Raw genomic sequence first — 23,656 nt, 5'->3', positions numbered from 1 at the left:
TTTATAAGATTAATAAACTACCCCATAATTTCATAAGCATTTAAAAGGCGTATAAAACCCATTAATGGCATTTTAAACCTGCTAAATATGGTTAAATAAACCAATTCTGGCATCAAATAATTGGGCAAAGTGATGATAACCAAACCTCAGCGAATTGTCGGCAGTTCAAACGCGCTCGCTCACACATTAGAACACGCCTCTCAGTTAGCTGAGATTGATCGATCCGTATTGATTTGTGGAGAACGCGGGACAGGGAAAGAGTTGATCGCAGAGCGCTTGCACTATCTATCAAAACGCTGGGACCAACAGTTTATCTCGCTTAACTGCGCGACGCTCTCTGAAGAATTACTCGAAAGTGAGTTATTCGGTCATGAACAAGGAGCCTTTACCGGCGCAACGAAATCTCATAAAGGACGCTTTGAGCGCGCCCATTCCGGTACTTTATTCTTAGATGAATTGGGTACATTGCCCATGCGCGCCCAAGAAAAACTTTTACGCGTTTTAGAATACGGTGAATTCGAACGTCTAGGAGGAAGCCAAACAATCAGTGTGGACGTGCGTATTATTGCGGCGACCAATGCAGATCTGCTTAAGCTGGCAAAAGAAGGTCTATTTCGCTCAGATTTACTCGATCGATTGGCGTTTGATGTCGTAAACATTCCTCCACTTCGTCACCGCAAAGAAGACCTTGAAGAGCTTGCAGAGTTTTTTGCGATTAGGTTTACCACTGAGCTTGGTTGGGACGTCTTTCCTGGTTTTAGTGAGCAAGCGCTAACAACCCTATTCGACTACGAATGGCCAGGGAATGTTCGAGAACTTAAAAATGTGATTGAACGCTCGGTTTTTCGCACAGGGAAAACCAGCCATGAACTCACGTCCATTATCATTAATCCGTTTGCACTTGATCATGAGCCCTTATCTAAAATAGGCCAAGAAGAGACGAATACCTCTACCGTAAACACCGCTCATTCGAACGACGCTTTCAATGACCAGCCGATTGACTATAAACACGAGGTAGAGCGACTTCAGCGTGAGCTTGTTTCCAAAGCATTAGGTCGGCATCAGCACAACCAACGCAAAGCGGCACGTTATTTAGGACTGACTTACGACCAATTTCGAGGATTAGTCCGTAAATTCGCACCTCCGTCCTAAACTAAGGCACGGTTTCAAATGTCGGTACGCCTTCGGGGATCTGATACCAGCTTTTTTTACTTTTCACCCAGATGTGAGCATCTGGTTTAAATTCAACATCATCAAAAGCGGTTAACTTGAGCTTTAGAACGCTCGTATCAAGCGGGTTGTAATGATAAATACGATTACCACATCCCGTACAGAATTTCGCCGCGGCGGTATTCCCACCGTCCGCGTTGCGGCTCCAATCTCCCATTTCACCTGAAATTTCAACGGTTTCTTCCTTAACGAAGAGCGTAAGACTAAACACACTGGTCGACAGTTTCTGACATTCTTTGCAATGGCACGCCAACACTTTTGCTGGAGGGTTATTCAACACAATTTGAACTTGCCCACATTGGCAAGCGCCCTTTATAGGATAACTCATAGACAACTCCTTATCAGATCGATGACACTAATCAGCATAGCGAACAATACAAACAAGCGTTACCTCCAAATCTGATATCAAAAGTGAAAAGCACACAAAGCATGCGCCGCCTCTGAGGCTTTAATCGTTCAGCTCACGCTTTTTCGCAGACCAATCAATGTCAGGCATGTTCATCCCATGCCGCCCTTTATAATTTGGGCTCTTTGGAGGCTGCCAACCGTCTAGCGCACTGTCCTCAAGCTTGTAGATTTCCACTTCAAGAGGGTGACAAGTAGACAAAGGGTCTTTTGCATCAGGCCCCCATAAATCAACCGAAAGATCACCGCCCGGGCAACATGAAAGCGCACATAGAAGGTCTATCTCTGCGAAAAACTCTAAGTAATCGCCTTTTTTAGCGGGACAAGCTTTCATAAAGTACTTATCTTCGTCATTAAGCCCAGTGCATTGGAAAATATTCAACACATCGTGGACATCGAACTCGGTCAGACCAAACGGCAAAACAGCTCTGACCAAATTTGAATGACAGTGGAAATCGAAATCATCGCCCGTTAAAAGGTGGTTCACATAAGGGTCACAACGAGTACCCAATAAATCATGCACTCGGCCGCCTTCTGCATCTTCCCCATAATCCGCTAACGTATCGTCAATAATGGTGACCATAGGACGTAAAAATGGCAGCGTCGACCAAATTCGATCATGGATGCTCACATGTGCCCGCTGAATCTGACGGGTCCGAGACGCCCACATTCGCTCTCTTGGATCATGTAAATTCCACATATTAAAGTCGCCTACTTGTGGGCCTTCAGACACTTTAACTCTGAAGATGTGCCCCGCAGGTACTTTCCACGCTTTCCCTGATCTAAGTGGAATATGAACAGTTTCAATAAGCGTACGCTTAGCATTATGCTGTTTAAGCCCATCATAAAACGGTGCATCAATTTCTAGTTTGGATCCTTTACCCGCTCGATAAGCGGCTTCAACATTCGACATACCTTTTCCTCGCAACGACCTTATAAATTAACAGTTCAATCAACTGATCCCAGGCTCAATCTCTAATATTCACAAGATTAGAAAATAGATTAGACAATGCGAAAACATTAAAAAATGGATATATTTATAGAAATAGATGACAAAAGTTTGAGTATATGTCGATTCCCTATAGCGCCCTTTACACATTTCAACTGGCCGTTAGACTCGGCAGTCTAAAGAGCACAGCTGATCACCTATCCCTTACCGAATCCGCTGTGAGCCACCAGCTAAAACGTCTAGAGAAGCAGTTAGACCAAGCTTTATGGATAAAACAAGGTCGGCAACTGGTTCCCACTGAAGCAGGAATAAAACTGGCTGACCGTCTGGAATCGCCCTTTAAGGACATTGCGTCCGCATTAACTGAGCTTGAAAGCGGTCAAGAAAGCCTAACACTCTATGTCCAACCCTCACTGCTGGATATTTGGCTATTGCCTAAAGTATTGCCCTTTAGATCCAATAATCCATCAATCCGATTATCGATCAAGTATCTTGCCTCTGCTCCAGAAAGGCTCAATGCCACCGACATTCTTATCAAGGGTTACGATCGAAATTATCAGACACAGAATTATCTGTTTCCTGTCTTAAAGGGAGAAACCATTGCAGTCTGTAGCCCGTTATTTCGGGACACTAACAACATCAAGTCGCCCGAGAGCTTGCTTCATTCGACGCTGTTGCACGATAACTCTATAAGCGCTTGGCAGGATTGGTTTTCGAAATTGGGTTTACACTTGCCATCACAACCCGACCTTATCTATGAAGACTTTCATTTGCTAAAAAGTGCGGCGTTGGCAGCGCAAGGCATCGCGCTTTGTCCAATATGCTTAATTGACGAGGAACTCAACAATGGTAAATTAATTCAGCTATTTTCGAATAGAGGGAATCAAGGAAGAATGTATGGGTTAGAGTTCGCTCAAACTGCGAACTCTAACCTAAAAAGACTGGCTTATTATCTAAGGGACTTTTCAGCGTTAAATAAAAATTAGACGTTTATTTTTGGCAAAGCAATGAAGAAAGTCTTTGCACAAAGACGTAAGCAAGCCAAATGAAATTCACTGCCTTAACGAAGGCTAATGATCTCCCAACCATTCTGCTTCGCCGTCTCCATCAGAACAGGATCAGGATCGACCGCGATAGGATACAAAGCATTTTCCAATAATGGCAAATCATTATGAGAATCACTGTAGAAGTATGTTTCCTTCATGTCATAACCGTGTTCGTTTGCCCAGCCAATGGCGCGAGTCACTTTTCCTTCACGAAACGTAGGTACTCCTACAATCTCGCCAGTAATAATGCCATCACGATATTCGATATCCACACCTAAGGCATGCTTAACGCCTAAATATTGAGCGATTGGAGCGACAAGGTGCGTGCCCGTAGCGGAAATAATAACGACTTCGTCTCCGTCTTTTTTGTGCTGATCTAATAAGTTTTTCGCCTTCTCCAACGCCATATCAACAACGACATCTTTAATAAACTGCTGAATCAAGTCATTTACTTGCAGTGCCGACAGTTGCGTCAATGGCGCTAGGGTGTAACGCATATACTGAGCAAGGTCTAACGTTCCATTATCATAATCTTCCATATAGGCATGATTAGTTTCTAAAAAATCTTCCGGCGTTGGAATTCCGCTTTCGGCCAAATATTCTGAAAATGCCTGAGCGGTATCGCCAGCAACTAATGTATTGTCCAAATCAAAAAAGGCTAATGCCATGACAACTCCTTAAAAAAGACCTTTACCCTAGTGCGACTGCGACTAAGCCAATAAAGGTTAAAATCACTCCGGTTAACTTTGGCATATAAAGCTTCTCACCAAAGCCAATAACCGCAAACAAAACCCCCAATGGAATACTCAGTTGGCGAAAAGCCACTACGTAACTAACATCTTCCACAAAGGCCATACTTAAAATAACAAGCGCATACGTGCCCAACATAAGAACAGCGGTCAACACACCGTAATGCCACTTATTTCTAACAACATCATAAAAAGCGTCTCGTTGAGAACGCCTAAAAAAAACAAAACCAACCATCCAAAATACAGCAAAGACGTTTTGAAGAACGACGTAAACTAATGCTATTTCTGCTACGGAGGCAACGGGTTCTCCAGAAGGAAAAACAAGCCCTCTCATTTGGCTCGTTGCTTCGTCATCAATCAACGAATATCCAGCAGTTGCAAATGCCGCAACCAAAGCAAACAAGGTGGTTCGATTAAGGTATTGGGAAAGCTTTAATGAGCGAAAGCTCGTTAACGGTATGAAAAAGCACCCTGCTACAATCAATACAATCCCTAATATTGCTTGAACACTGATGCTTTCCTCACGCCCTAAAATAAGACTGGAAATACAAACTAAAATTAACGGTGACGAGCGCGCAATGGGATACGCTATCGACATTTCACCTGTTTTATACGCTTCTGAAAGCCCCCACAAATACAAAGCCTGAAAAAAGCCTGTCGCAAAAAGAAACAGTAGAATCAGACCGTTGATAGAAGCAAGGAGTTCATATTGCCAAAGTAAAATTGGCGAAAACAGAATAGCGCCAGCCAGCGTCGAAAAAAAGAAAAAGGGAACCGACGGGCTGGAACTCTTTCCGAAATAATTCCAGCCCGCATGCATAAAGGCAGAGATCAACACTAGGACGATCGCAGTAAAAGTCATGTGTTTATCTATTTAAATACAATGAAACAAGTGCGTGAAAAACCACTAACGCACACGCCAGCGTTGAGAGCTTTTCAGCAGCACATCACCCACAAACCAATGAATGATTTTCGCGACCATACACGTCATCATAATCATAACCGCCATTGCAGCAGCAGGAGCAATGTCCCCCGCATCATCCATGTTTAGCACAGCAACCGATGCCAACGTTGTATTGTACGAGTACAAGAACACAACCGCCGACACCGTCGTCATGGCATTCACGAACAAGTAACTCGCAATGTCTAATACTGCAGGTAAGCATACTGGTAAAGACACACGCCAGAACGTATATATTTGCGGAACTTTTAGAGATGCAGACACGGATTCAAACTCAGGGTCGATTTGTTTCAATGCCGTTGTTCCAGTCAGATGACACACAGTATAAAAGTGGCTAATTGTACAAACGACTAAGATTGCCATAGTACCGTAAATGCCGTTCAATGGATTATTAGGTGCGTTAAAAAAGAATATATAAGCAAGACCTAAAACCAACCCCGGCACGGCCAAAGGCAAAATAGCGAACAAATGGAAGAACCACTTAATCACCTTATAGCCACCCAACTTTTCTACCAAATAAGACTGAAAGAAAATAAAACCCGTACCGATCACGGCTGTGTAACATGCCATTTCAATGGAGTTCCAGTAGCTTTCCCAACCGCCGCCATCCATGAGGTCAAACTGATAATTATTAAGGGACAGAGCAAGGTTATAAGGCCAAAAGGTCACCAAAGAAGCGTAGACAGCCATCGCAATAATACCGATTACGATAGCCGATAAAATAATCATAGTGACCAGAAAGAATCGATCAACTATTGGACGTTTCGGAGCTACCCAAGGCACAGCTTTGGAAGTCAACAATGCGGACTGGCGACGTTGCAACCAACGATCTGTTATGAAGGTTAGAATAGCGGGTAACAACAAAATAACACTAACTGCAGCGCCCATTTCAAAGTTTTGCTGCCCAATAACTTGCTTATAGATGTCGGTCGCAAGCACATTAAATTGCCCACCGATGACTTTTGGCACACCAAAGTCTGTAATTACAAGCGTAAATACAACAAACGCCACACTGATTATGCCGTATTTCGCTCCGGGTAATGTAACAGTGAAAAAGGTGCGTGCTGGTGATGCACCAAGCACATCTGCAGATTCATACAATCGAGCATCCGTATTGCTTAATGCCGTCACCATAATCATAAGTGCATGTGGAAATGTCCAGAAACACGAGCCAATGATAATACCAATGGGGCCGTAAATACTCTCCCCCATAAGCAGCTCTTTCATGATCCCTTGGTTCCCGAATAAGTACACCAAACTTATCGCAGGCAAAAGAGAAGGAGCCAATATAGGCAACGCCATTACAAGACGAAATGTTCCCTTTAGGGGAATCTTTGTTCGCGTTAAGCCATATGCAGCCATAAACGCCAACGACGTTACAATGAAGGTACAAATAAGCGCGATTGAAACAGAGTTGCCAATCGAGCTAGACAAACTTGGTGTAGTGATAAAAGTAAGAAAGTTATCAAGACCTACAAATTCACCTGCGTTATTTTGAACGCTCTTCGAAAGTAGAGAATAAATCGGCAACACGATGCATATAAACAGGGCAATAATACCCACAACAAGCACACTGCCTAGCAACCATTCATCCAAGCTTTTTTGACCGAAGAACGGGCGCTTATTGCTATTCGTTCGGCTTACGGTTGAAGTAGCATCCATTATTTTGCTCCTTCGAACACATGAAGTCGATCTTTAGGAAGCTGGCAATATACAGGATGTCCTGCTTCAATATTGAGTGTTGCCATTTCATTCATAGACACGTCTGCAAGCAAAGGAGCGTCAATACCGTCTAGCTTCAGTGTTGAACGAACACGGGACCCTAGAAATTCAGTATGAGCAACACGACCTGCATACGTATTTTCACCGTCTTGATCAGCAAAGAAACGAATGTCTTCAGGGCGAATCGCCACTTGAATGTCGCTCTGTTTTGGATCAAGCAAACCATTAAATTCTATTGTGTGATCACCGGATTTCAATGTTCGATCACCTGCAACATCCGCTTGTAAGAAGTTCATTTCACCGACAAACGACGCGACAAATGCCGACTTTGGCTGAGTATAAACCGTTTGCGGAGAGCCTATTTGCTCAATAACACCGTGGTTCATTACAACAATTTTGTCAGCCATTGTGAGCGCTTCTTCCTGATCATGGGTCACCATGATAGTGGTTACGCCTAGCTTCTCTTGCAGCTGTTTAATTTCTTGGCGAAGGTGCGCTCGTACACGAGCATCCAATGCAGATAGCGGCTCATCCAATAAAAGAAGTCCTGGCGAGGTTGCCAATGCTCTGGCCAACGCCACCCGTTGTTGCTGACCGCCCGAAAGCTGTGCTGGATATTTACTCTCGCTGCCCGATAAACCAACAGTCGCAAGCAGTTCTTTAACACGAGCTCTGCGTTGCGGAGCGGAAACATTTTGAGTCACTAGACCGTATGCAATGTTGTCTTCTACCGAAAGGTTTGGAAACAAAGCATAGGATTGAAATACGATACCAAAGTCACGGTGCTTAACAGGAGCGTAAGTAATGTCTGTACCTGCCTGATTCACTTTCCCAGCCGTTGGTAAATCCAGCCCAGCGATAATTCGCAGTAAACTGGTTTTACCACACCCAGATGGTCCTAAGAAGCATACAAACTCGCCTTCAGCAACATCAAGAGAGACGTCTTTCAACGCGTGATGAGTGCCAAATTTTTGATGAATATTATGAAGCGCTAAATAGGTGCTGCTCATGGGGGGTCCTTTATCTTGTCTTCGGTAAAACAAATGCCCTAGCGTTGTTAACGACTAGGGCATTGGATTGAGTTAGTGATTATTTTGGATCACTTTTGCTGTCATAACGCTCTTGCCATGTTTTCAAAATGGCTTTGCGGTTTGCCGCTGACCAACCGAAGTCATTATCGATCATCATTGACTCAGCATTTTCAGGGAAATATTTAACAGGTTTTGCAATACCTGGCATAGCCACTACTGCATAACCTTTGTTATACATTTCATTCGCTTTCTTAGAAACAGTCCAATCAACGAGTGTCTTGGCAGCATCTAATTTGTCAGTACCTTTGATAATTGAAGTCGCTTCCATGTCCCATCCTAAACCTTCAGAAGGGAATACGATATCTAGTGGAGCGCCTTTTTTCTTGGACTTTGCAGCACGGAAAGCAAATGAGATTCCAATTGGAGTTTCACCCGCAGCGGCCAGTTTACAAGGCTTAGAACCTGAATGCGTGTAACGACTGATATTTTGGTGTAGGCCATCCATATATTCCCAGCCTTTTTCTTCACCAAAAATTTGCAACCAGCTACTTACGTCTAGAAAGCCTGTGCCAGATGAATTTGGGTTAGGCATGATGATATGCCCTTTGTACACTGGTTTTGTTAGGTCTTGCCAAGAAGTAGGTTTTGGCAGCCCCAATTTTTCGCCTTCTACCGTGTTATAACAAACAGCAGCCATCCAAGCGTCCATTCCTGTCCAAACTGGCTCTGCCGAATTGTCACGGAATTTTGGAGATAGTTTTTCAAAACCTTTAGGTTTATATGATTGCAGCATGCCTTCGCCGTCTAAAAGCATCAAACTGGTAGCAGCAAGACCCCAAACAACATCCGCTTGTGGGTTTTCTTTTTCAGCAAGCAATTTAGCCGTTACGATACCTGTAGAATCACGTACCCAGTTAATTTTAATATCGGGGTGATCTTCATTGAAACGCGCAGCATATTTTTTCAAATCTTCTGCTTCTACTGCTGTGTATACAGTAAGTTCCGTTTTCGCTGCGTGTGCTGCAACAGATACCGTGGTGATACCCGCCAGTACTGCTAAACGATGCATCCAGTTTTTCTTGCTCATCTTCACTTCTCCAATCATTAAGGGGCGTCGATTCAAGTAATCTATTAGGCCTCTAATCAATTATTGCCAGAATGGCCTGATTTCATGATCAGAAAGCCCAATTTCAAACTGTCTATTTTTAAAATATACTGGTATAGACCAGAAGACAAGTAAAAGATAACAGCCTTTTATGTCATCCATATGACAAAAAAGACTTTTAATTGTTCTAATAATGAACGATAGGAATCTTCTAGAGGAAAGGTATTAAAAATACTATTAACTTCAGTGTATTAGAGCAGGGAGAGACGAAAGGTTCGAATTCAAATCATTTAAAGCGAAATATTTTGCCGCCAAAAAGCTATTCTCGAACCTCAATTGCGATGTTGACGGCATCATGACGCCAGAATTCATAATCCAATTCAAGCACTTGGTTGCCATTAATGTAGTTTACACGCTCGACATGAAGCCCAGGCTGACCGGAGGCGATCCCTAAATCTTTGGCGGCTTCTTCGGGTAATGAAGTGGACTTAAACGACAAATCCATATCACGGTAACTAAGATCGTATTTGTTCTTAAGTAGCTGGCTAAGAGACTGAGTAAGATCTTCGTCTTCAATTCCCGGAAGACAAGCTATGTTAATGTACATTCTCTCAATCAATACGGGGCGTTTGTCAATAAACCGCCGACGATGCAAAAATAAAACAGGCGCCCCTTTTTTTATTCCCATTTTTTGAGCAATTTTTGCGGATGCAGATTGAACCACCTGCTCTATCTTTTCGGTCGATGGAGCAAAGCCCTGTTCGGACACATATACGTTAAAACTTAGTTGTGCCGCGGGATTATAAGTAACTGCGGGAGGCGTAACAAACCAGCCTTTACGGTTTTCTCGATAAATAACCCCCTCCGCCTCTAGATTCTGCAGCGCCTGCCGAACCGTCACTCGGGTCAAATTGAACTGCTCACCTATTTCACGTTCAGAAGGTAATTTCCCTCCCGCTTTGAGCACATTTTTGCGTATTAGGTAGCTAAAATGTTCTTGGACGTGCCGGTAATGCGTTTCTGCCATGATCTGACCCTTTAGGCAAATTTGATTGGGGCGCTATTTTACACGGAACACCCTCGTTAAAGAAAAAGTCTTTGCTACAAAGTGTTAAGTAATGAGAGGCACGGACGCTGCAATGCTCATTCCATCGGTTGAAATGTCAACTCGGTAGGCTATCACTTCAACGCCTTTTTCAATCGCTTCTTTAAGCGACTGCGCATACTTTATATCGATATGTTCAGCGGCAGTAACAGAAGTAATGCCTGTATGACTTACACAGAAAAATAATACTGCTCGATTTCCTTCCTCTACCATTTGTATTAACTCATAAAGGTGCTTTCTTCCTCTATCAGTGACAGCATCGGGAAAATAACCCTGTCCATTGGACTCTAATAAAGTAACGTTTTTCACTTCCACGTAACATTTACCATCGCCATTTGACAGTAACCAATCAATCCTGCTGTTTTTCCCATATTTAACTTCCGCTTTCATTTCGTTGTAACCGTGCAATTCCGATACAACGCCAGCGGCAATCGCCTCTCCAACCAGTTTATTTGGACGACTCGTATTAATACAGGCTAGAAACTGTCCATCTACTTCGACCAGTTCCCAAGTATAGGCGAGTTTCCGCTTAGGGTTATCACTTTTCGATACCCACACCCTGGCTCCCTCTTGCTGGCACCGTTTCATAGAGCCAGTATTGGGACAATGAGCTGTAATGAGCTCACCATTATCTAACATAATGTCTGCTAAGAAGCGTTTATAGCGTTTGATCAAACGGCCTTGCACTAAGCGATCAGGAAATAACACTTATCTACCTTTATTGTTCGTTAAAATGCCTATCTAAACACATCCGCCTCAGGAAAGTGGCATTTTTTCCCACACAACATTAAACTTAATACGCAACTCATAATAATGCGCCTTTAAGTAATATGCCTGATAAAAACACCGAAAACACAGAGGAAAATACGAAGCGTCTCGTATTTATCGCTTTAAAACGCGTTTTAGGCGCCCTAACTCGATTAGCTATTCGATATGGCGTCACGTTTCCAGAGTTCGCTGAACTAACTAAAGACGCCTATGTTCGTGAAGTCAAAAAGTCACTAGAATCCAACAACGAGAAAGTCACCCAAAGCCGTATTAGCATAGTGAGCGGGGTACATCGTAAGGATGTTAAAAGGCTTTCTGAAGCCAACAATAACGCTCCGATTTCCACAAGTAAGCACTCTATCACATCAAGAGCACTCAGCATTTGGCTAGGCGACAGCGGCTATCTCAGTGCTAGTGGTGATCCTTTGGAGTTGGAACGACATGGCTCTAAATCCTTTGACTCTTTAGTAAAGCAAGTCAGTCAGGATATTAGACCAAGAACGCTACTCGACGAATGGCTTCAAAGAGGCTTACTTATAGAGTTACCTAATTCAAAATTGAAGCTAAATCTTGAAGCTTTGTTTCCTAGCGACGACCTAGAAACAAAAATGAGTTTTTTTGCCAGAAATACCTCAGAACACATTTCAGCTTGCGAGCATAATTTAGACAGTTCTAATTCATCGTATCCGGAACGCTCCGTCTTTTATAATCGGTTGTCTAAACAATCAGTGGATAAACTACAACAATCCGCTCACGAAGGCAGCCACACACTCCTACTCGCTTTAAACAAACAAGCACAGCAACTTGCAGAAAAAGACGACTTAAAGAAACTCGAAAATCATCACCGATTCATTCTGGGAACCTATTTTTTTAGAGAAGAAGAAATCCCATCACAGTCAAATACTCCCGGAGAGGAGCAAACAAGTGCTTAAGCGATTCAAGCTCCTGCTTATTGCAATTTCGCTGTCACTGCTTGTCGGTGCAAGCGATGATCGAGGCATCGGCGGTACTGGCAAAACGATGACCGATGATCGTGGGCTTGGCGGTACTGGCAAAACGATGACCGATGATCGTGGGCTTGGCGGAACAGGCTTAGCAGACGACAGGGGATTAGGCGGCACAGGTATTATCGGCACCATCACCGAATTCGGCAGCATTTGGGTGAATGGTATTGAAATAGAACTGAATAGTGACACGTTAATCTCAATTGATGGTAAGAGAGCTAAAGAGAGAGAGCTTAGGCTAGGACAGCAAGTCGCAGTTCTTAGTTATAAAAAAGGCGATATATGGTTCGCGAAAGAAGTACAAATAGAGCATGTATTGCTTGGAGAAGTAGAGCAAGTCGCCAACGATTCGGTGACCATACTAGGAGAAACCGTCTTAAAAGACCCAGAAGCTCCTGGAGATTGGCCCAACATGTCGATCGGAGATAAAGTTGCAGTAAGTGGATACTTCTTCAATGGTCAATTTTATAGCACTGACGTAACGAAAAAAGCGCAGCTCACAGAAAATTGGAAACTTACCAGCATCGCCTACAACGACAGCGTAGGCATTCTCAAGCTTGCGAACAAGCGACTTCCTTCCCGCATTGGCATTCAAGCAGGAGACAAAGTAACCATTACACCTAACGGTATCGAGAAGGTTTCTCGTCAAAAAGTATTTGGTCAGTCCGCTAAACATTACTTTGTTGAATATAGAAAACCGACTAGAGACAACAACGACACTGAAATAAATGTGCATCCAGAACGCCCCAATCAACGAGATTTAGAAGTTTTAAGTGATCATTCGTTGCGTCCGAATACAAAAAACCACACTCCACCAGCCCACTCACCATCGCCGTCAAGAAAACCAGAGCAGCCCAAAGAACATCAATCACAAAAGAATAAATCCTCAGATAACCATCGCCGATCTTCGCAGAAAGAAAATAGTAGAGAAAATAGAAAAGGCAACAATGATAAGCATCATAGAGGAGATAGGCATAACCGGAAGAACCACTAGAGAGCATTCTTCAGACATATTGGTTTATTTGAACGGAACGAAGCGAATGCCATCTCATATACACCCGATAACCTATTGAGCGTTTAGTATGCAACCATAAAAAAACCTCACGCTATAGTGAGGTTTTTTTTATTAGTATGAAAACGGTACATACTTGTTGTATGTTTTACGATACTACTCCCACTCAATCGTAGCGGGTGGTTTTGACGACACGTCATAAGTAACACGAGAAATATGCTCAATCTCGTTGATAATACGACCTGAAACTTTTTCCAAAAGATCATAAGGAAGATGTGCCCATCGAGCGGTCATGAAATCAATTGTTTCTACCGCTCGTAGTGCTACGACGTACTCGTAACGACGACCATCACCAACAACGCCCACAGACTTCACTGGCAAGAACACAGCAAATGCCTGACTGGTTTTATCGTACCAGCCTGATGCACGCAACTCTTCGATGAAGATAGCATCCGCACGACGTAATATGTCTGCGTAGTCTTTTTTAACTTCACCTAAGATACGAACGCCTAAGCCTGGTCCTGGGAACGGATGGCGGTAAACCATGTGTGGAGGTAAACCAAGCTCAACACCCAGTTTGCGAACTTCATCTTTAAACAGCTCACGAAGAGGTTCTACCAATTCGAATTGCATGTCTTCAGGAAGGCCACCCACATTATGGTGAGATTTAATCACATGCGCTTTACCTGTTTTAGAAGCTGCAGACTCAATAACATCAGGGTAAATCGTACCTTGAGCTAGAAAATCAACGTCTGTTAATTTAGCCGCTTCTTCGTCAAAAATATCGATAAAAGTATTACCGATAATCTTACGTTTCTGCTCGGGGTCAGCAACACCAGCAAGTTTTCCTAGGAACAGTTCTTGTGCATTAACACGAATCACATTCACACCCATGTTTTCTGCAAACATAGACATTACTTGATCGCCTTCGTCTAAACGAAGTAAACCATTATCCACAAAAACACATGTCAATTTGTCGCCAATGGCTTTATGCAAAAGGGCTGCAACAACCGAGGAATCAACACCACCAGAAAGTGCTAGTAGGACCTTTTTGTCGCCTACTTGATTACGCATGCGCGTGATCGCATCATCAGCAATATTTGCAGGTGTCCACAGTGTTTTACATTCACAAATATCGGCAACAAATCGTGATAAGATTAAGCCGCCTTGCTTGGTGTGTGTTACTTCAGGATGGAATTGAACGCCGTAGAACTTCTTCGCTTCGTTTGCCATACCTGCAATAGGACAACTTTCAGTAGACGCCATTAAAGAAAAGCCTTCGGGCATTTCAACAACTTTATCTCCATGGCTCATCCAAACATCAAGTAATGGCACACCATTATTGGCGATGTGATCCGAGATTCCATTTAACAATGCGTAGTTTTCATGGGAGCGAATTTGAGCGTAGCCAAACTCACGTACGTCCGAGCACTGTACTTTACCGCCCATTTGCTCAGCCATTGTTTGCATGCCATAACAAATGCCAAGTACAGGAACACCTAAAGAAAATACCGCTTCAGGAGCGCGCGGTGAGCCTTCTTCTGCAACCGACTCAGGACCACCCGCTAAGATAATGCCTTTAGGAGCAAAATCGATGATTTCCTGATCGTCCATATCGAACGCTCGAATTTCACAGAAGACGCCAATTTCACGAACACGACGTGCAATCAACTGAGTGTATTGAGAACCAAAATCTAAAATAAGTATCTTATGAGCGTGGATATCTTGCGACATTATTAGCCTATCCTTCACCTTTTTATAAAAGGGCTACGTATCAATATTAAGTAATAAAATAAAGATGGGGTGTCATAGACACCCCATCTGAGTTTCTTTCACTAACAAACTTAGCCAGCTTGGTAGTTCGGCGCTTCTTTAGTGATTGTCACGTCATGTACGTGGCTTTCACGCATACCTGCGCCTGTAATCTGAGAAAACTGTGTTTTCGTACGCATTGTCTCAATATTTGCAGAACCAGTATACCCCATGGATGCGCGCACACCGCCAATAAGCTGATGGACAACTGCCGCCATTGGGCCTTTAGAAGGAACACGTCCTTCAATACCTTCTGGTACTAATTTTTCGACACCGCTGTTTGCATCTTGGAAGTATCGGTCACTGGAGCCTTGAGATTGTGACATGGCGCCCAGCGATCCCATTCCACGATACGCTTTGAATGAACGTCCTTGGAACAATACGACTTCACCTGGAGCTTCATCAGTACCTGCAAGTAATCCGCCGACCATGATAACGCTTGCTCCTGCTGCAATTGCTTTAGCAATGTCGCCAGAAAAACGTACACCACCATCCGCAATCACAGGAATACCGCGTGGATTCATCGCTTCTGCGACGTTCGCTACCGCGCTAATTTGCGGAACACCCACACCAGCAACGATACGAGTGGTACAAATTGAACCTGGGCCAATGCCCACTTTTACACCGTCTGCACCTGCGTCTGCTAATGCAATTGCGGCCTCTGCCGTCGCGATGTTACCACCCACTACTTGAATATGGGGGAAGTTTTCTTTCACCCAGCGAACACGATCAATTACACCTTTAGAATGACCATGAGCGGTGTCAACAACGATAAGGTCAACTCCTGCTTCTGCCAGTGCTGTGACACGTTCTTCTGTGTCTGCACCCGTTCCAACCGCTGCACCACAACGAAGACTACCTTGCTCGTCTTTACAAGCATCAGGGTAGGTTCTTGCCTTATTGATATCGGTCACAGTCATCATGCCGCGAAGCTCAAACTTATCGTTTACAATAAGAACTTTTTCAATGCGGTGCTCATGAAGCATTTTACGAACTCGGCCTTGAGACGCGTTTTCTTCTTCAATCGTAACCAAACGCTCTTTTGGTGTCATGATATCAGCAACCGACTGATCGAAGTCCTTTACAAAACGGACATCGCGACTGGTAACAATACCAACCAAATCACTGCCTTCTACAACGGGTACACCAGAAATGTTGTGTGCTGATGTCAACGCCATCAACTCACGAACACTGGCGCTTGGATTGATTGTCACAGGGTCACGAACGATACCACTTTCGAATTTTTTTACTCGACGCACTTCTGCCGATTGCTCTTCAATGGTAAGGTTTTTATGAATGATGCCAATGCCACCTTCTTGCGCTAATGCAATTGCCATACGATGTTCAGTAACCGTATCCATTGCTGCCGAAACAAGAGGAATATTGAGTTCGATACCTTTTGAGATACGCGTTTTTAGGCTCACGTCTTTCGGTAAGACTTCAGAATAGCCAGGGATAAGCAGAACGTCATCAAACGTTAAAGCTTCTTGAACGATTCGCAACATAGTGGGGAGTTTCCAATGCCAACAGGGTGTTAAGATGGCAAGTAATTCTATCTTAAGAAGGCCGTTTGGTAAATCAAAACCATGAGTGATTGATGAAAAAATTTACAACTTTACACACTTCAGAACCTACTTTTAGCGTATCGGAACTTAATAGACAGATACAGCAGCTTCTTGAGGCCAGTTTACCTTGGATTCTAGTGGAAGGAGAAATATCCAATTTCGCTCGTCCAGCATCCGGACATTGGTACTTTTCTCTCAAAGATGACAAAGCTCAAATCCGTTGTGCCATGTTTAAAAACCGCAACGCTGCGGTTCGATTTCGCCCCAAAGATGGAGATCATGTACGACTAAGAGCAAAAGTCACGTTTTACGGACCACGTGGAGACTGTCAACTGACCATTGAGGGAATGGAGTCAGCGGGAGAAGGAGCGCTGCAAGCTGCGTACGAACGGCTTAAAGCTAAACTGCAATTCGAAGGCCTGTTTGATCAAGCTCATAAAAAGCCGTTGCCAGAACGCCCTGAACGTATTGCAATCATAACATCCCCAGCAGGTGCCGCAATCCGAGATATGGTCATCGCTTTTAAGCGTCGCTTTCCTTTGACTGAGCTTACAATATTGCCTTCGCTCGTCCAGGGCCAAGGCGCAGCTGTAAATTTAACAAAACAGTTAGAAAGAGCTGACAGTAGCGGACATTTTGACGCGATTATTCTTGGTCGAGGCGGCGGTTCGCTTGAGGATCTATGGAGTTTTAACGATGAGTCTTTAGCTCGTAGTATTTTTCAATGTTCCACTCCCATTATTTCGGCGGTAGGGCATGAAACAGACTTTACTGTTGCAGATTTTGTCGCTGATGTTCGGGCAGCAACACCCACGGCCGCCGCAGAGTTACTTAGCCCCGACGTAAACAGCTTGCTATCGCATGTACAGCAGTCAGAAAACAAACTGATTAGACGAATTGAGAATTTAACTCAAACCTCTCAGCAAAAATTAGACTTTTTAATAAAACGAATCCGTCACCCTAAAGAACGTCTCGAAATACAACAAAATAAATTAAACGGACTTAGCCACCAACTGACAGAAGCCATTCGACGAAATATTGATCAGAGTAAAAATCAAGTAGAAAAAAATCACTTACGGCTCGATGCGGCGTCCCCTATCAGAAACATTCAGAAAGAACAGTCATACATAGGTCAGCTGGAGAAACGCTTAACTAAAGCGCTTCAAAACTCAATGACAACAAAAAGTACCGCTTTTTCTAGACTAGCGGAGCAATTACATCTAGTCAGCCCGCTCAATACGTTAGGCAGAGGTTATGCGATTGCAACAACACACGAAAAAGCCATCCGTTCAATGAATGAAGTCAACGAGGGCGATACCGTAAACATACGCGTCGAAGACGGCTCCTTTGATTGCATGGTAACTCAGCTCAATAAACCTAATAGTGTTTCATGAATCCAGACGGACAGCTCAAATAACACAAATAGCGTAATTCGCTAAAACCCTATAAATCACGTAAAATATACGGCTGAATTGCGCTAAAGGAATGATCATGAACAATTATATAAAATACCTAAACCACTTACTATTTGCCTTAATTTGCGCAACATTAACTGCCTGTACACAAGTCCAAATAACACCCGGCGAGAAAACCGTTGCCAATAATGAAGCCTGCAAACAAGAAGTAATAGAATCATCTGATCTACAATTTTCTTGTGATGACTTGATTATTAATGTGAAAGTAAATGCAGAGCAGTCTTCAACACCTGATGTGTTTAACAAAGAAGATGGCCAATGGATACTAGCATTATCTCTCGAGCCTCATACTGCAGATAAGCAACCGCTCTTTGATTTTTCAAACGCGCAATTAACACGAAATGAAACAAAAATTACAGACTTAGAAGTCGACAAAAGCGATGATAGGGCCATTCAGCTAAAAGGCTCAGTAATGGGCACAGCCCCTGTTTTTGTATCTGGGATTAAGGTCAATTTAGGACAGAAAACGTATGAACTTAATACGATGGAAATCAAATTGAATTACAATGAATTGACACTCGGGAAGCTGGTAATTGAAGTACTCGCCCACTCTGTCATCATTTTAGGCGGATAAATATTACCTATTCGAGCAATGCCTTCGAATATACTCTGTCCAACGGTAGCAAGACCATAGCTTCGAAAATTTGACTGATATAACGCCCCATGAAGCTTACGTTGATACGATATCGATGAAATCAGCAACTTTGTGGACACTAAGTTGCTTGTCGTTCTTAGATATGCAGGTATTCTAAATTTTGAGCTACTCTATTTAGAAGCCTCTGATAATTACGCTAAGACTATGCATTCCAAAGAACAAGATATCAAGTCCTCTATCATTGCACGTTCAATCGATGGCACTCCGCCACACAGTAACGCTAAATCACCATATCGGCTAATCTGGTCTACAAATCTGACAAAAAAGAGCAACAGCAGAACCCGGAGCTTAACTCAGATATTAAGGGCCAAGTAACGTGAATTTATCTAAATCTCGCCCATTTCATATCGCATCCCTGCTCATTGTTATTATCATCTTAGCAGGCTTAGGCAGCAGCCTATTAAAGTTTAAAAATAGCATTCAAGATATCCAAAAAAATGTCGGTACAACGCCGCATGAAATTCGTTACCAACTTCACCAATCGATTAGTCAAGTTGCTCTGATCGAACAAGAAATGTGGCTTAGAAAGCGCTACTCACTTCCCTACAACAGCCGTTCTATGATCAACCGAACAGAACAACTCAAGTACAGAATAGTCAACATTCGCGGGACTTGGGGAGCGCTAGATACAAATTTAGACAAATCGCACTTGTGGAAAGAAATAGACGAATTTGAAAAGCAGACTCTCGCATTAGAGACTCTACTTAGAAGCCCATTTGACGACGAGCTAGAATACACAAGGCAACTATCGTATCAAGTACTCAAACTCAAAATAGTCAATGCAGAAATGTTCAGCCAAGGCAGTAAATTTTTACGTCATCATACTGAAAATTATGTCACCAAATTGTCCAACGTTGCTACTGCTATTAATGTCCTCATTGTCGTATTTATTTTGTTTTTAGGGGTTCTTTCCTATTTTTTGCTTCTAATTTTTAAGCAACGAAATAAACTAAACCGGCTATCTAAAGAAGACCCTCTCACCCAACTCTATAATCGACGTCAATTTAACGTCCATTTACGTCAAGCGGTTGAAAGATACAATCGGACGCGAACTCCAGTCACCTTAATAGTCTTTGATGTCGACTTTTTTAAAATGTTTAATGACAGCATGGGACATGTTGCAGGGGACAAAGCGCTTCAAGTTATATCCAAACGACTCGCTTCCTTCAACAAAGAAATATCAGGGCTAGATTCTTATCGCGTTGGAGGTGAAGAGTTTGCTTGCATTTACAGTGGTCTAGAGTATGAAGATGGCCAAACTCTAGCAGAGACCATAAGGACAGCTATTGAAGACCTTTCCATCCCACACAAACTCAGCACTATTTCAGATAACATAACGGTGTCTGTCGGAGTGGCCCACAGCAGCCAATTTGACGTCGCCACCATGGACTCTCTATATTCCGCCGCAGATCAAGCGCTTTACCAAGCAAAAGAACACGGAAGAAATCAATCATGTCAGTTTAAAACAGACTAACAATGTGTATTACAATAACGCCGCTCGTATATTCCATATACAGTTTTTAATCCCCTCTGACATGATCAAAGCAATTATTCATGCTTTATGCTAATCGGGTTACTAAGCTATTCAACTAAAATCACATCAGAATCATGATCGCGCTCCGACTTCTCTAGACCTATTCGATAAAGCAAGGTTACTTCTTGTTTGGTTGTATTGACTAAAAGCGTATCACACTTTGGAATTAGTTTTTTAGGGCGCTGGAAATGCGGCATATGCCATAGACTCATCTCAGCCTCCTTTATCATTAATTCTAAATTTGGAGCCTCTCTATACCAATTTTCAAGTATCAACTGACAGGGGAAAATAGGCGTTTTTTTGAATTGCTGGTCCAGTGGAGCACAATTGTAAAGGTTCGATGGCGCGACACAGTAAGCTTCTGGGAGAGAGGAGTTAACATCAAGTAACGCCTTAGAATATTGCTCGTACAACGCTAATCTTGGAGCCCATTGACTGGCAATCGGAGCAAAACCAGTCGCACGTTCCGAACGACGAGGTAACGAAGAAATCGACTCATTTAGAATATTGGGCAACCGGTTGACACCTGTTTTTTTGGGCTTCCACCCTACTCCCACTGGGTTATGATCAAAACGTTTATTGTTTGGCGCGACGCATCGTCCACCGAAACTGTTTTCCCATTTTAAGTCGAACTCTCCTAATAGCTCAGGTCGAGTAGACGTCTTACCGAACACAGTATTTTTTATGTGACGCTCACCAAAGACATTGACTGATTTCTGCCAGAACAAGCGGCTGGAACCCGTTGAGGACTCTGATAATGACGCTGTTAGAAATAAGGCGTTTTGATGTTTTTCAGGGAAACACTTCCCTTGGATTAAGACTTCAAAACCTTCTTTAAATGGCGCACCTTCATAAGTAGTCTCAATACTTGAACAACTCGGATCACCATAGAATGACTCAAGCAAACTGATTTCATCTCCATCTGTTGGAACCAGCTCACCGTCCATAGAGAATCGATAACATACTTTAATCACAAGCGTATTTTGCTCGAGACCTTTTTGAGACACACTGGGGATTAAACTGACCTGAAAAGAACTTTGGTTATCCAAGATCATATAGAGCTTCCTTGTCGTCGTAGACGAGAATATGAATATTACACTCATTCCATGAGCGCACTTTATAGACGAAAGGAAGTCTATTTAAAACCAAGTTAAATTTCTATATTCAACCGTCGAAAAAGAGAGGTTTTAATGTATCCGGATTCAAGTTAGTCTAATTTACTGGATACTCTGCACTTATAACCTGCACTGATTTTCGAGTTTCATAAAGGAATTAAACTCAATGACACTTTTACGCTACCAACACATCGATGAGCTTCCTGGGTTAACAATTAGCGAAGCAAAAATGTCTAAAGTGAAGTTCGAGCCACACTTTCACCTAGAGTTTCATATTGGATTAGTAGCCCAAGGAGCACTAGAGCAATCCGTCCAAGGCCAAAAAATGTCTCTCCTTCCTGGGCAAATTTGCATCGTTCCCCCCGGAGAAGTGCATGATGGAACGTTTAGGCCTCCGATAACGCAGCACCAACAAGACAAATATGAATTATCGACCTTTCGAATATCAGCAAAACTAATGCAAGAGGCGCTTGAAGATGCGGAGTTAAGCCGCCGGGATGACAAAGCAGAGTATTTTATCCGCCCAACAGTGATAGAGAGAAACCATATTACAAACGGCTTTTTACACCTAAAACACGCCTTAAGCACCAGACAATCGGCCAACCAACTTCATATAGACAGCCTTTGGTCTAATACGCTTACTGAACTTCTTTCCTATCTACATATGAACCCGAAGTTGATACCTACACAAGATGGACTGAACAACATTGAATTTAAGTTAATCAGAGATTATTGTTTGGCCAACTTACACGAAAAAATAAACTTAGATGATCTGTCAGAAATAGTACAACTGACGCGTTTTCAATTACTCAGACGCTTTCAAAAAAGGCTGGGGATTGCACCTCATGCTTGGCTTACAAATCTTCGACTCGAATCAGCCCGCCATAATTTACTAAAAACTAACTTGCGGATCACCGACATCTCTTCAGATGTCGGCTTTTATGATCAGAGTCATTTTAATCGAGCATTCAAGAAAGCATTTAGAGTGTCGCCTTCTCAGTTTCGTGCAGGGGAACAATAAAGGTCATGAAAACGCTGGGCACTTTCTATAAATGCCTCTATTCCTTCTTTAGGGGTTCTAAAGGAGGTTACAAAACGCACAACTCCTGTTTCCCAACGTCCACCATAAAAGGCAAAACCTTCTTCTAATAAATACTGCTCCATCCCTTCCGGTAACGTACAAAACAACATATTAGCTTGCGCTGGTGTGTTTATCTTAATACTCGTAATTTGTCTCAGGCCATCTTGCAAAAAAGTCATCATATCATTGGCATGGCTTGCGTTTTTACGCCACAAATCATTCGATAGATAGGCAATCATTTGCGATGACAATAACCGCATTTTCGAATGCAAATGCCCACCTCGCTTTCGACGTATATCCAAACTCTCAGTTAAAGTGCGATTAAAAACGACGATAGCTTCTGCTGCCATTGCACCGTTTTTTGTTGCGCCAAAAGAAACAATATCAACACCCGCTTTCCATGTCATTTCCGCCGGAGTGCACCCTAATGAGACAATCGCATTTGCGAATCTAGCGCCATCCATATGCGTAGGAATACCAGCCGATTTTGCGATCTCAGTCAGTTCTTTTATCTCTTCAAGCGAATATACGCTCCCCACTTCAGTGACCTGAGAAAGGCTTAACGCCGCAGGCTGACAAGAATGTACATCTCCCACTTTTTGATTAACGAGCTTCCGAAGTTGCTGCGGATTTATCTTAGCATCACAGCCACCTAATCCGACAAGACGGGCGCCACCAGTGAAAAACTCGGGAGCCGAACTTTCATCGTTCAGTAAATGACTCTCTTCATGGCAAAAAACACTTCCCCATTGCGGTGTCATTGCGCTTAAACTCAACACATTTGCCGCAGTGCCTGTTGAAACAAGAAAGACATCTACTTCACATTCAAACAGCTCAGCAAACATTCGCGTCACCAATGCAGTACTGTCATCGTTACCGTAGGGCATCGCATCGCCAGAAGCTGCTGCCGAAACGATCGCTTCCACAACGGCTTCAGATGCGCCAGCGATATTGTCGCTCGTAAAAGCTACTTTCATAATTACATTCTCCTTTTTTAGCACACGTCATTTACGTCTTTAAAAGATTGACAGGCTTTTTCAGACAACGCTTGTACTTTTGTGCAGACTACAGATTCGAGACAAGATCAAATTTAACGAAAATGAAGCGTTATATTCGATGCTCACAGAAAGAGTGATTTACGGCTGTAGAAGGAACTGGGGATATACTGGAAATTGTTCGATGAGATGACGGTGCTTTTATGGAGATAAGATAACTATAAGTATTTGAATTACCTATCTCAGAAACGAGAAAAGCCCTGACCATTTCTGATCAGGGCTTTCTGTATTAGAAGCTTGACGACGACCTACTCTCACATGGGATCCCCCACACTAC

Annotated in this window: 21 protein-coding genes; 8 read left to right on the top strand and 13 right to left on the bottom strand. The window is 43.0% G+C overall.

Translation table 11 applies throughout. The features are described 5' to 3' along the window. Window positions 1-132 precede the first annotated feature (132 nt). Window positions 133-1,152, top strand: coding sequence for a phage shock protein operon transcriptional activator (gene pspF / locus DFP79_RS15275; protein ID WP_133504819.1), 1,020 nt, complete (start codon window positions 133-135; stop codon window positions 1,150-1,152). Between the two features lies 1 nt (window position 1,153). Here pspF and DFP79_RS15270 read toward each other — a convergent pair whose 3' ends face one another. Together DFP79_RS15270 and DFP79_RS15265 are read right to left on the bottom strand one after the other, a co-directional pair. Beyond that, window positions 1,154-1,558 (bottom strand): GFA family protein, encoded by a 405-nt coding sequence (locus DFP79_RS15270; protein ID WP_133504818.1) that lies wholly within the window; start codon window positions 1,556-1,558, stop codon window positions 1,154-1,156. A gap of 120 nt (window positions 1,559-1,678) precedes the next feature. Beyond that, window positions 1,679-2,548: an urea carboxylase-associated family protein gene (locus DFP79_RS15265; RefSeq protein WP_133504817.1), complete on the bottom strand. Its 870-nt coding sequence runs from the start codon at window positions 2,546-2,548 to the stop codon at window positions 1,679-1,681. Window positions 2,549-2,703: 155 nt separating this feature from the next. Here DFP79_RS15265 and DFP79_RS15260 point away from each other — a divergent pair, with 155 nt between their 5' ends. Next, a complete protein-coding gene (locus DFP79_RS15260) occupies window positions 2,704-3,570 on the top strand; it encodes a LysR family transcriptional regulator (RefSeq protein WP_133504816.1) in 867 nt (288 codons plus the stop codon). A gap of 74 nt (window positions 3,571-3,644) precedes the next feature. Here DFP79_RS15260 and DFP79_RS15255 read toward each other — a convergent pair whose 3' ends face one another. The 7 genes from DFP79_RS15255 to sfsA form a co-directional block, all read right to left on the bottom strand. Next, window positions 3,645-4,298, bottom strand: a complete 654-nt coding sequence (locus DFP79_RS15255; RefSeq protein WP_133504815.1) for an HAD family hydrolase — start codon at window positions 4,296-4,298, stop codon at window positions 3,645-3,647. A 22-nt stretch (window positions 4,299-4,320) separates the two neighbouring features. Beyond that, window positions 4,321-5,241, bottom strand: a complete 921-nt coding sequence (locus tag DFP79_RS15250; RefSeq protein ID WP_133504814.1) for an EamA family transporter — start codon at window positions 5,239-5,241, stop codon at window positions 4,321-4,323. Window positions 5,242-5,286: 45 nt separating this feature from the next. Then, window positions 5,287-7,002 carry a putative 2-aminoethylphosphonate ABC transporter permease subunit gene (locus tag DFP79_RS15245; RefSeq protein ID WP_243730291.1) on the bottom strand — a complete coding sequence of 572 codons (1,716 nt, stop codon included), beginning with the start codon at window positions 7,000-7,002 and terminating at the stop codon, window positions 5,287-5,289. Beyond that, window positions 7,002-8,072, bottom strand: a complete 1,071-nt coding sequence (locus DFP79_RS15240; protein WP_133504812.1) for a putative 2-aminoethylphosphonate ABC transporter ATP-binding protein — start codon at window positions 8,070-8,072, stop codon at window positions 7,002-7,004. Before DFP79_RS15240 ends, DFP79_RS15245 begins: the two co-directional genes overlap by 1 nt. A 79-nt stretch (window positions 8,073-8,151) precedes the next feature. After that, entirely contained in the window at window positions 8,152-9,180 is a 1,029-nt protein-coding gene (locus tag DFP79_RS15235) for a putative 2-aminoethylphosphonate ABC transporter substrate-binding protein (protein WP_133504811.1), read from the bottom strand. 337 nt (window positions 9,181-9,517) lie between these two features. Further along, window positions 9,518-10,225, bottom strand: coding sequence for a phosphonate utilization transcriptional regulator PhnR (phnR, locus tag DFP79_RS15230; protein ID WP_133504810.1), 708 nt, complete (start codon window positions 10,223-10,225; stop codon window positions 9,518-9,520). Between the two features lie 84 nt (window positions 10,226-10,309). After that, the gene (gene sfsA, locus DFP79_RS15225; RefSeq protein WP_133504809.1) at window positions 10,310-11,011 is read right to left on the bottom strand and encodes a DNA/RNA nuclease SfsA; all 702 of its coding nucleotides are present in this window, start codon (window positions 11,009-11,011) and stop codon (window positions 10,310-10,312) included. Window positions 11,012-11,133: 122 nt separating this feature from the next. Between sfsA and DFP79_RS15220 the strand changes: the two genes are divergently transcribed. Beyond that, the gene (locus DFP79_RS15220) at window positions 11,134-12,003 is read left to right on the top strand and encodes a DUF6502 family protein (RefSeq protein WP_133504808.1); all 870 of its coding nucleotides are present in this window, start codon (window positions 11,134-11,136) and stop codon (window positions 12,001-12,003) included. Continuing rightward, complete coding sequence (locus DFP79_RS15215) at window positions 11,996-13,069, top strand: DUF5666 domain-containing protein (protein ID WP_133504807.1); 1,074 nt, start codon at window positions 11,996-11,998, stop codon at window positions 13,067-13,069. The genes DFP79_RS15220 and DFP79_RS15215 overlap by 8 nt, the downstream gene beginning before the upstream one ends. A 174-nt stretch (window positions 13,070-13,243) precedes the next feature. Here the strand turns inward: DFP79_RS15215 and guaA are convergent, their stop codons facing one another. Then, window positions 13,244-14,821 carry a glutamine-hydrolyzing GMP synthase gene (guaA, locus tag DFP79_RS15210; RefSeq protein ID WP_133504806.1) on the bottom strand — a complete coding sequence of 526 codons (1,578 nt, stop codon included), beginning with the start codon at window positions 14,819-14,821 and terminating at the stop codon, window positions 13,244-13,246. Between the two features lie 110 nt (window positions 14,822-14,931). Beyond that, window positions 14,932-16,404, bottom strand: a complete 1,473-nt coding sequence (gene guaB, locus DFP79_RS15205) for an IMP dehydrogenase (RefSeq protein ID WP_133504805.1) — start codon at window positions 16,402-16,404, stop codon at window positions 14,932-14,934. Window positions 16,405-16,496: 92 nt separating this feature from the next. On the opposite strand from guaB, the gene xseA reads away from it, so the two are divergent. The 3 genes from xseA (at window position 16,497) to DFP79_RS15190 (ending at window position 20,068) form a co-directional block, all read left to right on the top strand. Next, window positions 16,497-17,858, top strand: coding sequence for an exodeoxyribonuclease VII large subunit (gene xseA, locus DFP79_RS15200; RefSeq protein WP_133504804.1), 1,362 nt, complete (start codon window positions 16,497-16,499; stop codon window positions 17,856-17,858). Window positions 17,859-17,955: 97 nt separating this feature from the next. After that, the gene (locus tag DFP79_RS15195) at window positions 17,956-18,513 is read left to right on the top strand and encodes a hypothetical protein (RefSeq protein ID WP_133504803.1); all 558 of its coding nucleotides are present in this window, start codon (window positions 17,956-17,958) and stop codon (window positions 18,511-18,513) included. 397 nt (window positions 18,514-18,910) lie between these two features. After that, window positions 18,911-20,068, top strand: coding sequence for a GGDEF domain-containing protein (locus DFP79_RS15190; RefSeq protein WP_133504802.1), 1,158 nt, complete (start codon window positions 18,911-18,913; stop codon window positions 20,066-20,068). A 107-nt stretch (window positions 20,069-20,175) separates the two neighbouring features. Here the strand turns inward: DFP79_RS15190 and DFP79_RS15185 are convergent, their stop codons facing one another. Next, on the bottom strand, window positions 20,176-21,183 hold the full coding sequence (locus DFP79_RS15185; protein ID WP_166637717.1) for a DUF2169 domain-containing protein: 1,008 nt from the start codon (window positions 21,181-21,183) through the stop codon (window positions 20,176-20,178). Window positions 21,184-21,409: 226 nt separating this feature from the next. On the opposite strand from DFP79_RS15185, the gene DFP79_RS15180 reads away from it, so the two are divergent. Next, on the top strand, window positions 21,410-22,264 hold the full coding sequence (locus DFP79_RS15180; protein WP_133504800.1) for an AraC family transcriptional regulator: 855 nt from the start codon (window positions 21,410-21,412) through the stop codon (window positions 22,262-22,264). On the opposite strand, the gene DFP79_RS15175 is transcribed toward DFP79_RS15180, so the two are convergent. Beyond that, window positions 22,240-23,301 carry a threonine aldolase family protein gene (locus DFP79_RS15175; RefSeq protein WP_133504799.1) on the bottom strand — a complete coding sequence of 354 codons (1,062 nt, stop codon included), beginning with the start codon at window positions 23,299-23,301 and terminating at the stop codon, window positions 22,240-22,242. The genes DFP79_RS15180 and DFP79_RS15175 overlap by 25 nt on opposite strands. Window positions 23,302-23,656 lie beyond the last annotated feature (355 nt).

Origin of the sequence: Marinomonas balearica, assembly GCF_004362145.1 — a bacterium.
In the GTDB taxonomy this organism is placed as follows: domain Bacteria; phylum Pseudomonadota; class Gammaproteobacteria; order Pseudomonadales; family Marinomonadaceae; genus Marinomonas; species Marinomonas balearica.
This window is presented reverse-complemented; position numbering and strand designations above follow the sequence as displayed.